This window comes from Marinomonas sp. UCMA 3892 (assembly GCF_012726345.1).
Lineage (GTDB): Bacteria > Pseudomonadota > Gammaproteobacteria > Pseudomonadales > Marinomonadaceae > Marinomonas.
In genome coordinates this window covers 98688-109451 of record NZ_PTXN01000015.1, presented here as the reverse complement: position 1 = coordinate 109451, position 10764 = coordinate 98688, and the positions used below count along the sequence as shown (strand labels likewise).

Here is a 10764-nt window from a genome sequence, read left to right as displayed (position 1 = left end):
AAGCTTTATATTGAAAAGAACCCCGTCCTGCTAAGCAGGGCGGGGTTTTTTCGTTTAGGCGGTGTAATAGGATTGCTCCCACATGCGTGTGGGGCTCTTTATCAAAGACACGCATGTGACAGTCGGCATCAGTCGTCAAGCTTTATATTAAGAAGGCCCTGATAGCTACGCTGTCAGGGCTTTTTTTCGTCTGCAGAAAATTCTTTTGCCTGTAGGAATACCATCTTGTCATTGCCTTCGCTTGCGCCTGTTTCGCAAGCTCAACGCGTCTGCGCGAATCCAATACCAAGACGGCATAAGCAACTTTTGATTTAGAAATCCCTTCACTCTTCTATCCACTAGATTAGACCTATGCTCTTTTCCCTCGTGAAAGAAACTGGCCTTTGAAAAAAATCCTCATCAATGTCCAAGCAAAGTTCAAACAATGCTAAACCTTGGCGGGCTGCCTTTAATTTCTGGGAATCAGGTCTACAATGAATGAACTGTTTAATTGAACAAGGAGTTTAAGATGACAAAAGTGTTAGTTCTTTATTATTCAAGTTATGGTCATATTGAAGCAATGGCTAATGAAATAGCACAAGGTGCTCGCAGTACTGGAGCTCAAGTGGATATTAAGCGTGTACCTGAATTGATGCCTGAAGATGTGGCTAAAAACTCAGGTGTGAAGCTTGATCAAGATGCTCCGGTAGCGAAACCAGACGACTTGGTAAATTATGATGCCGTGATTTTTGGTTCGCCAACGCGTTTTGGTAATATGGCCTCTCAAATGAGAAACTTTTTGGATATGACTGGCGGCTTATGGGCACAAGGTAAGCTTGTGGGTAAAGTCGGTAGTGTTTTCACTTCCACTGGTACGGGTGGTGGTAATGAAACCACGATACAGTCTTTCCATACGACTTTATTCCATCATGGCTTCGTCGTTGTTGGTTTGCCTTATTCTTGTCCTGAGCTTGCTGATATTAGTGAAGTGAAAGGCGGTTCGCCACTAGGGGCCGGAACCATTGCTGGTGCTGATGGTAGTCGTATGCCGTCAGACAAAGAGATTGCGATGGCGCGATTCCAAGGTAAACATGTTGCTGAAATTGCGGCTAAGTTAAGCGCATAAATTTATGTTATGAGTTGAAAGGGCAAACGTTTCCGTTTGCCCTTTTTGTTGCAACCAACCTATCCACATTAAGCCTAAGATGGTTCAATACTTTTATTTTGTTAATAACTTAGGCACTTATCCACTTCGTTTGCCGCGCCTAAAATCACGGCAACACGCTGATGGATGGCTTCTGGTTGGATATCAAGAATACGTTGTGTGTGAGTGTGGGCTTTACCGCCGGCTTGCTCTAAGAGCATGGCCATTGGGTTGGCTTCGTACATTAGGCGTAGCTTGCCAGCTTTAGATGGATCTTTATTATCCCAAGGATAGATGAAGATACCGCCGCGGCAAAGGATACGGTGTACGTCACCCACCATAGCTGCTACCCAGCGCATGTTAAAGTTCTTACCACGAGAACCTTCTTTTCCTTTTACTAAATCATTTACGTAGCTCTGCATATTCGCAGACCAGAAGCGTTGATTAGACATGTTAATGGCGAACTCTTGAGTATCTTTCGCCACTTGCACTTTTTCATGGGTTAACGTAAAGACACGTTTGGTTGGGTCGTAAGTAAACATATTAACGCCATCGCCAGTGGTAAGAACCAACATGGTTGATGGGCCGTAGAGAACATAACCTGCTGCGACTTGTTCTTTGCCAGGAATTAAAAAATCAGCTTCGGTTGCAGGTTTGTCGCCTGTTTGGCGATAGATTGAAAAGATAGTGCCGACCATTGCGTTGATATCGATGTTAGAAGAGCCGTCTAATGGATCAAAAGCAATGAAGTATTCGCCATCAGTGTTGGCTGGCACTATGTAATCTTCTTCTTCTGAGGCAATAGCTCTAACTGATGGGCAGGAAATCAGTGCGTCTTTCAGCATATCGTTAGAGATGACATCCAGTTTTTTCTGTTCTTCGCCTTGAACATTTTCATTGCCAGCCATGCCTAGAATACCTGCAAGCGAGCCTTGTTTCAGCGCATCAGAAATTGCGATGCAGGTATCAGTAGTGACCGCTAACACATCTTGTAATGTTTTCGGTGTCGCGCTGGATGCTAAAACATCAGGTAGATTTTGCATGATCTGGCATTTCCTTGTTATTTGAAGTTGCTTAAATTATGCCACTCTAGACATTGAGTGTCAGCCAAGGTAGGAATATGAAGGCAAAATAAATAGGGAAAGCCAACGTTTTCCGCTAATCTACGAAAAATGTTGAGAGGAAATGATATGTCTGCGTTTGTGGTACACAATTTAGAACTTAATGGTCAAGGCGGTGCGGTGTCGCTGCCGCTGGTAGATTTGCCCCATACAGTGCCTGAACATGGTTGTCGATGGGTGCATTTAGATTGTTATGAAGAAGAGGGTTACACATGGTTGTCGAGTGTAGAGGGAATTCCTGAGACTGCGGTAGAAGCATTATTTGCCGAAGAAACACGTCCTCGTGCCGTTAGAATGGGAAAAGGTCTATTGCTGACGCTTAGAGGTGTTAATCTAAATCCAGAGTCGAATCCATCCGATATGGTGTCTTTACGCCTTTGGGTAACCCCGCATTTTATAGTATCAAGTCGAAGACGTAAGTTATTGTCGGTACAGGGCGTCATGAAGGATCTTAATAACAATGAAGGGCCGACTAATACAGCTGATATTGTTGCGACATTAACGGAAACGTTAACGGATAGAATGGCAACAGTCATTACTGATTTGGAAGATGAATTAGCGGATCTAGAAGAGAGCATTGGTGAAGGTATTGATTCTGGGCAACGAGATTCGCTTGTTCAGCGTCGTCTTGAAACGATTCGTTTGAGACGTTTTTTGGTGCCGCAGAAAGAAGCTATCAATAAGCTATCTCAAGAAGCAATATCTTGGATGAGTGTTGAGCAAATTGCTCGTGTACAAGAAGCGGCTAACGACATTACTCGTTATGTGGAAGGTTTGGAGTCGTTGCGGGAGCGCTGTTTGTTGATGCAAGAAGAGTTTGCGAATTTACAAGCTGAAAAGATGAATGCTCGAATGTATGTGCTATCAATTTTGTCGGGTATTTTCATGCCTTTGGGCTTTTTGACAGGACTGTTTGGTATCAATATTGGCGGTATGCCAGGCACAGACAATGGGTCGGCGTTTTGGTTCTTTTGTGTTGTTCTTGTGGTATTAGGCGGCGGGCAGTTCTTGGTGATGAGAAAAAGCCGCTGGTTTTGAGCGGCTTTTCTTAACTAAACACTGAAGACTATTTTTTCAGTGTTTTAATACCTTCTTTCGTTGCTAATAACAAAACGTCTGCAGAGCGTTTCGCGAATAACCCATTCGTCACTACGCCGACAATGCCGTCGATGCTTTTTTCCAGTGCGATTGGATCTAGAATTTCTAGGTTGTAGACGTCAAGAATATGGTTACCGTTGTCGGTTACCACTCCTTCACGATAAACTGGGTCACCGCCCAATTTCACTAGTTCGCGCGCAACATGGCCGCGTGCCATTGGAATGATTTCAACCGGAAGAGGGAAGTCTCCTAGAACTTTTACCAGTTTAGATTCGTCTGCAATACAGACAAACTCATCACTGCAAGCCGCTACGATTTTTTCACGTGTTAGCGCTGCGCCGCCACCTTTGATCAAATGTAGGTTGTCATTTGATTCATCTGCACCATCAACATACACGCGAATACTGTCAACGCTGTTTAGATCATAGACAGGAATGCCATGTTTTTTTAAGCGTTCTGCTGACGCTTCAGAGCTTGCTACTGTACCGTCAAATAAGCCTTTGTGTTTAGCTAATTCATCAATGAATAGATTTGCTGTCGAGCCTGTGCCAACACCGACGATAGTGTCAGCTTCTAACATAGGTTGAATGTAAGCCATAGCGGCTTTAGCAACGGCTTGTTTTAATTCATCTTGAGTCATGGTGATGTTCACCTTCTATTATAATTTTACTAGGGGCGGTATTATTTGGCTTATTTATAACGATAAGCCACCTCTGATGGTGGTCGTATTATAGGCACTTAATGACCCGATTGTTACCCCGCTAGATCAGACTATTTATCAATTGTATGCTTTTTTAATGTGTATTTAGAAGCGATCTGTCTTTGCGCCAAAGGAAGTGAAAGAGTATATTTCCTACTCGGTTTTTTTTGACTAGCAGTCAGCGTAGATGTCTTAAGAACATCGTGTTGTCTATTTTTATTCGTTTAGGAAACACTATGCCTCATACCATGATCAAAAAGATTCTACAGGCGCGCGTTTATGACGTTGCCGTAGAAACACCACTGTCTCGTGCCAATCAATTATCCAATCGATTGGGCAACGAGATTATTTTGAAGCGAGAAGACTTACAGCCGGTTTTCTCTTTCAAAATTCGTGGGGCATACAACAAAATTTGTCAGTTAACACCAGAAGAACGTGCTCGTGGTGTGATTGCCGCCTCAGCGGGAAATCATGCGCAAGGCTTGGCTTTGGCTGCTAAAAAGTTGGGTATTCAAGCCACTATCGTTATGCCTGCAACCACACCAGAAGTAAAGGTGAGTGCGGTTCGTAATCACGGTGCTGAGGTGGTGTTATTTGGTGATGCTTTTGATGAAGCGTCAGCCAAGTCTCGTGAGATCATGGAGAAAACAGGCCAAGTTTATGTTCATCCATTTGACGACTTGGACACCATCGCTGGTCAAGGCACGATTGGCATGGAAATTCTTCATCAACATGAAGGCAACATTGATGCGATTTTTATCCCTGTTGGCGGTGGTGGTCTAATCGCTGGTGTGTCCGCTTACATAAAATATCTTCGCCCAGATATTAAAATCATTGGGGTCGAGCCTGAAGACGCGGCCTGTTTAAAAATTGCTCTGGAAAAAGGCGAGCCGACTCGCTTGCCAACAGTGGGTATTTTCGCTGAAGGCGTAGCCGTGGCTGAAATTGGTAAAAATACCTTTGCGATAGCGAAAGACACAGTAGATGAAGTTATTACGGTAACCACAGATGAAATGTGCGCTGCGATTAAAGATATCTACGATGATACTCGCGCTATTACTGAACCGGCTGGTGCTTGTGCTTTGGCCGGCTTGAAGAAATACATCGAACGTGAAGACGCGAAAGGCCAAACGCTTATCGCTATCAACAGTGGTGCAAATGTTAATTTTGACCGCTTGCGTCATGTGTCTGAACGTGCCGAATTGGGTGAGAAGCGTGAAGCCATTATTGCTGTGAAGATTCCTGAGCATCCAGGCAGTTTTAAAGACTTCTGCCAAGCTTTGGTGGGGCGTAATATTACTGAATTCAACTACCGTTATGGAGATGACCAAGAAGCGGTCATTTTCGTTGGTGTTGCCTTGGGCGGCAGCCCTCATAGTCGCAAAGAGTTATTAGAAGACTTAAAAGAATACGAAATTGTTGATTTGACCGATGATGAAACGGCTAAAGTGCATGTTCGCCATATGATTGGTGGTCATTTACGCAGTGACAAAGGTGAGTTGTTATACAGTTTCGAATTTCCGGAGCGCCCAGGTGCTTTATTGAAATTCTTGAATACACTGGGTGGGCAATGGAATATTTCTATGTTCCATTACCGCAATCATGGCGATGCTTATGGTCGTGTTTTAGTTGGTCTGCAAGCCGTTGGGGAAGAAACCGATGTTACCCATTATTTGGATGAATTGGGGTATCCCTATCAAGATGAAAATAACAACGAAGCCTGCAAGCTGTTCTTTCGCTAAAAGCGCGAAAATCGGTTATCATTAGCGCAACTATTTTTTGAATTCAGCCCTCTGATTGGTAACGATCAGAGGGCTGTGTGATTCTAATATGTCGCCATTATTAGCGACATATTTACTGTTTAAAGGTCTCCTTTGTGAATATTCAAACTCTTCTAAATCAACGCATTCAAGCGGCTATGGTTGCAGCTGGCGCGTCTGATACGGCGCAAGCGTTAGTGCGCCAATCTGCAAAAGTTCAATTTGGTGATTATCAAGCCAATGGCATCATGGGCGCGGCAAAAGCCTTGAAAATGAATCCACGTGATTTCGCTCAAGCCACATTAGATAAATTAGATTTGTCTGACCTTGCTGAAAAAGTGGAAATCGCAGGGCCTGGCTTTATCAATATTTTCTTGAAGAACGTGTGGTTGAGCAAAGAGCTGACGCAATTGCGCACGAGCGAACGTCTTGATGTAAATCCTGTTGATGCACCAGAAACGGTTGTGGTGGATTATTCTTCACCAAACCTTGCAAAAGAAATGCACGTTGGACACCTTCGTTCAACGGTGATTGGTGATGCTGTTGTTCGTACGTTAGAGTTTTTTGGTCATCATGTGGTGCGTCAAAACCATGTGGGTGATTGGGGCACGCAGTTTGGTATGTTGTTGGCGTACATGGAACGTTTACGCTCTGAAAATGCCACCATCAGCATGGCGCTTTCTGATCTAGAAACCTTTTACCGCGCAGCGAAAACCTGTTTCGATGAGGATGAAGCTTTTGCTACTCGCTCTCGTGAATTGGTGGTGGCGTTGCAGTCTGGAGATGAAGAATGTTTGGCTCTTTGGGATGAGTTTATCAATATCTCTCTGACGCACTGTGAAGAGACTTACAAAATGCTTGGCGTGTCTTTGGAGCGCCAGCACGTGATGCCAGAAAGCGCTTATAACGATGACCTTGCCAATGTTGTTAACGAGCTGAAAGAACAAGGTTTGCTGCAAGAATCCAATGGTGCACAATGTGTCTTCATGGAAGAGTTTGCTAATAAAGAAGGCGAAATCACACCGATTATCGTACAAAAGACCGGTGGCGGTTTCTTATATGCCACAACGGATTTGGCGGCGGTGCGTTTCCGTCAGCATACTTTGAATGCGAATCGTGTTTTGTACTTTGTAGATGCGCGCCAGTCTTTGCACTTCCAGCAAATTTTCACCTTGTCTCGTAAAGCAGGCTTTGTGAAACCTGAAACACAATTAGAGCACATGCCGTTTGGTACTGTGATGGGCAGCGATGGTAAACCATTCAAAACACGCTCAGGTGGCGTGGCGAAATTGTCTTCTTTATTGGAAGAAGCGCAAGAGCGTGCTTATCAATTAGTGGCATCGAAGAATCCAGAAATGGACGAAGAAGAGCTGCGTAACATTGGTCGTGTGGTTGGTATTGCGTCGGTTAAATACGCGGATTTATCGAAGAACCGTACCAGTGATTATGTCTTTAATTGGGACTCTATGTTGAGTTTCGAAGGCAATACCGCGCCGTACTTGTTGTATGCCTATTCTCGTGTGGCAAGTATTGTGAAGCGTTCGGAAATCGATGTCGTTAACTTGACGGGTGAGATCTCGATCGACGAGCCACAAGAGCGTGCTTTGGCGGTTAAGTTATGTCAGTTTGAAGAGGCCATTCAACAGGTCGCTAATGATGGTATGCCGCATTTCTTATGTGCTTACTTGTATGATCTAGCGGGAACCTTTATGACTTTCTATGAAGCTTGTCCTATTCTTAATGCCGAGGATGAAGTGAAACATAGTCGCTTACAATTGGCTTTGAATACCGCTTCAACCTTGAAACTTGGCTTGTCTTTGCTAGGGATTGAAACCTTAGAGCGTATGTAATTTATCTACGTTTCTAATGAGTAAAATAAAAGGCGCTTTTCTAAAGAATAGCGCCTTTTATGTCTTAAGTGTCCCGTCCTGAAATAGAATTAACAAAGAGGAAAAATCAGCAAATGAAGATTTATATTGCCTACACTGGCGGCACCATTGGTATGGTGCCTTCGGATCAAGGCTTGATACCTGATGCGGCTTTTGCTGATCATCTTATCCAACATTTAAATGAAGCCGATGAACTTAGTCATGACTTTGTTATTTCAAGCTACCCAGAACTGATCGATTCCTCAAATGCGACCCCAAAGGACTGGCAAACCATCGCTCGTGATATTGAAAGCAAGTGGCATGACTTCGATGCTTTTATTGTATTACATGGTACAGACACCATGGCTTATACGTCGGCAGCGTTGTCTTTTATGTTTGCTCACAGCGACAAACCTATTATCGTGACAGGTTCACAAGTGCCTATGTATAAGGTGCGAACTGATGCGATGATAAATGTTATGGGCGCCATTTCTGCTTGCGAAGAACTTAATTGTGAAAAGAATAGCAATGGTGTGTTTTTATTCTTTGCAGGCCGATTGATAGAAGGTGACCGAGCGCATAAAGCTCACACCAGTGATTGGCAAGCTTTCAGTTCCCCAAATTGCTCTGAGCGAGGCGTATTAGGTATTGATTGGCGTTGGCGCTCTACGAATCTTATTAAGCAACCAATGGTTATTCAAATCCCAGATATGGACGAAGGCTCTGTAACTATTCTGCCTGTTTTCCCTGGTGTGCAGGCCGCTCATTGGCAAGGCTTATTGAGTGAAAGAGTAAAAGGAGCTGTGTTATTAAGCTATGGTGCAGGCAATGCACCCGATAAAGATCCTGCTCTTTTAGCACTATTAAAAACTGCGACAGACCGCGGAGTTGTTATTGTCAATGTGAGCCAATGTGGCGCCGGAAGTGTTGCTGCTGGTGCTTATGCTGCTGGTTCTGCCTTGGTTAAAGCGGGGGTCGTTTCGGGGATCGATATGACTTACGAAGCTGCGTTTGTGAAATTGAGTTTCTTGATAGGTTTAGGTCTTTTGAGTGAAGAAATTAGAGCTGGCTTCTAGAAAATGAGTTTTGAAATTATTCGGGTAACGCTTAGCAAATTCATATTGCTAAAAAAGAAAGGGAATTTGAATGGCATTTTTATATGTACTTTTAGTAGTTATTTGGTCGACGGGCTTTATCACGGGAAAATTCATCGTTGGTCTAATTGATCCTAACGTTTTTTTGAGCATTCGTTTTGTTCTGTCAGGCTTGTTGTTTCTTGCTATTGCCTTGTGGCAGCGCCGACGTTTCCCCCCAATAAAAGAATTACCGAAACATATCATTGCTGGCATGTTGATGAATGGCTTTTACCTTGGCTTTGCCTATGTGGCCATTGCCAAAGGATTGCCTGCAGGCATGATGGCGCTGATTGGTGCGTTACAGCCGGCATTGGTTACCTTGTTGGCTTTTTTATTGATTAAGGAAAAGACCTCGCTTAAAGGCATTGTGGGTATGCTGGTGGGGATTGTTGGTTTGCTATTGGTAGTTAGCCCAGCGCTAGAGTTGGATATGACTCATGGTGGCGTGACCTTACTGACATTTACCTTAGCTTGTGCGGCAATATTTACTCTATCCCTTGGTGTCACTTATCAGAAAATGTCGATTTCATCGTCAGATATCTTTAGCTCGATGGCTGTGCAAAATCTCGCTGCCAGTGTCGTGTCTATTGGCTTTATGTTGTTGCTTGGCGAAACTCTTTTTAAAGTTCAATTAGAGTCTTTCTTGTTGGTTATCTGGGGCGTATTGGTATTATCAGGTGGCGGTGTTTTCTTGATGGTGTGGTTATTAAGAAAAGTCAGAGCATCTCAGGTGACGACTATGTTATTGCTAGCACCACCGTTAGCCGCAGTAGAAAGTTACTTTCTATTTAGTGAATCCATGACCATGATTCAGATTATCGGCTTTGTGATAACGATAGTCGGTGTGTATTTTAGCCGAGTAAACCCAAGCGAGAAATGAAGCGTGAGAAGAAAAGTGGTTTTAGCTTTTCTTCTCAAGGATTCTGAGTTTGGCTTCAGCACGATCAATCAAGGTGCCGAAGCGTTCCATTTCATCGACGAAGTTGTCGAATTCAATTTTGCTTGGCAGTAACTGGCTGTCGGTTTGTAGGTGATGGACCATCTGCATTCTGGCGTTGGTGGCAAATTCTTTGCTCCAAGACCATTGAGCACGCAGTAGGCGCGCCAAGGCGGCTGCGGATAAGTCGCCAATGTAATCAGCAAGCAACCCTTCCCAATCAAATTCAAAGTTTTCCATCACTTTATGCAATGTCATGAGAGCTTGGGCATTGCCTTGAATACGTAAATCTCCGTCAAAAAAGCCATCACCCTCAAGCAATTTTCGGTAGGCCGCACTAGGGCCTTGCACTAATGTATCTAATCGTGGGTCTAGCTCGATTTCCTCTAAGCTTTCAGGACGATTGAGCATGACGCCTTCTTCAAGGATATGAATCTGCAAAATAAAGTCGAAGTCTTCTACATATAGAAAGACTTGCTGTCCTGCTAATTTGCTTAGACGGGCTTGGGAAGGGGCGTCTTGTTTAAGGGCAAGATTGATTGCTTTTTCAATAGCGCTGAGTGCCGATAAACTAAGTGAGCCCATAAAAATTTTCCCGATGATGTCTTAAATATGAAACAAGTTAAAGTTGGTGGATTTGAATTACTGAAGTGTCACGCGTCTGACCTTCTTTTTCAAGGCGATCTAGGTACATTTGCCAAAGCTCATCGTGATTTTTACCAATATTGTAGAGATATTCCCACGTATAAAGGCCTGTGTCGTGACCATCATCAAAGGAAATCTTCAGTGCATAGTTGCCTGCACCTTCAACATTGTTGATTCCGACGTTCTTTTTGCCGTATTGCAATATGGGCATTTGCAAACCGTGACCACGGACTTCGGCAGAAGGTGAGTGAACTCTTAAAAACTCAGCGCTGAGTCGAAAACTTTGTCCGTCAGCGAAAGTGATCGCTAACTCACGAGCCTGTTTATGGTAATTAATTTTGGTCGGCACTGGTGTGGCCATGATTTTTTCCTTGCC

General features: G+C 43.8%; 10 protein-coding genes. 6 read left to right on the top strand and 4 right to left on the bottom strand.

The window, feature by feature from the left end; translation table 11 throughout:
* The first annotated feature begins 508 nt into the window (after positions 1-508).
* Entirely contained in the window at positions 509-1105 is a 597-nt protein-coding gene (gene wrbA, locus B6N13_RS18860; RefSeq protein WP_169460293.1) for an NAD(P)H:quinone oxidoreductase, read from the top strand.
* 101 nt (positions 1106-1206) lie between these two features.
* Here the strand turns inward: wrbA and B6N13_RS18855 are convergent, their stop codons facing one another.
* Positions 1207-2166: a class 1 fructose-bisphosphatase gene (locus B6N13_RS18855; protein WP_012071799.1), complete on the bottom strand. Its 960-nt coding sequence runs from the start codon at positions 2164-2166 to the stop codon at positions 1207-1209.
* A gap of 147 nt (positions 2167-2313) precedes the next feature.
* On the opposite strand from B6N13_RS18855, the gene B6N13_RS18850 reads away from it, so the two are divergent.
* On the top strand, positions 2314-3282 hold the full coding sequence (locus B6N13_RS18850; RefSeq protein ID WP_169460292.1) for a zinc transporter ZntB: 969 nt from the start codon (positions 2314-2316) through the stop codon (positions 3280-3282).
* 28 nt (positions 3283-3310) lie between these two features.
* Here the strand turns inward: B6N13_RS18850 and rpiA are convergent, their stop codons facing one another.
* Entirely contained in the window at positions 3311-3982 is a 672-nt protein-coding gene (gene rpiA, locus B6N13_RS18845; protein ID WP_012071797.1) for a ribose-5-phosphate isomerase RpiA, read from the bottom strand.
* A gap of 296 nt (positions 3983-4278) precedes the next feature.
* Here rpiA and ilvA point away from each other — a divergent pair, with 296 nt between their 5' ends.
* From ilvA to B6N13_RS18825, 4 genes are all read left to right on the top strand, one after another.
* Positions 4279-5784 (top strand): threonine ammonia-lyase, biosynthetic, encoded by a 1506-nt coding sequence (ilvA, locus tag B6N13_RS18840; RefSeq protein ID WP_169460291.1) that lies wholly within the window; start codon positions 4279-4281, stop codon positions 5782-5784.
* 134 nt (positions 5785-5918) lie between these two features.
* A complete protein-coding gene (argS, locus tag B6N13_RS18835; RefSeq protein ID WP_169460290.1) occupies positions 5919-7652 on the top strand; it encodes an arginine--tRNA ligase in 1734 nt (577 codons plus the stop codon).
* A gap of 113 nt (positions 7653-7765) precedes the next feature.
* Positions 7766-8746, top strand: a complete 981-nt coding sequence (locus tag B6N13_RS18830; protein WP_169460289.1) for an asparaginase domain-containing protein — start codon at positions 7766-7768, stop codon at positions 8744-8746.
* A gap of 70 nt (positions 8747-8816) precedes the next feature.
* The gene (locus tag B6N13_RS18825) at positions 8817-9686 is read left to right on the top strand and encodes a DMT family transporter (protein WP_012071793.1); all 870 of its coding nucleotides are present in this window, start codon (positions 8817-8819) and stop codon (positions 9684-9686) included.
* A 21-nt stretch (positions 9687-9707) separates the two neighbouring features.
* Here B6N13_RS18825 and B6N13_RS18820 read toward each other — a convergent pair whose 3' ends face one another.
* Both B6N13_RS18820 and B6N13_RS18815 read right to left on the bottom strand, forming a co-directional pair.
* Complete coding sequence (locus B6N13_RS18820; protein ID WP_169460288.1) at positions 9708-10328, bottom strand: SCP2 sterol-binding domain-containing protein; 621 nt, start codon at positions 10326-10328, stop codon at positions 9708-9710.
* A 37-nt stretch (positions 10329-10365) separates the two neighbouring features.
* On the bottom strand, positions 10366-10749 hold the full coding sequence (locus B6N13_RS18815; protein WP_169460287.1) for a DUF971 domain-containing protein: 384 nt from the start codon (positions 10747-10749) through the stop codon (positions 10366-10368).
* Positions 10750-10764: the final 15 nt, after the last annotated feature.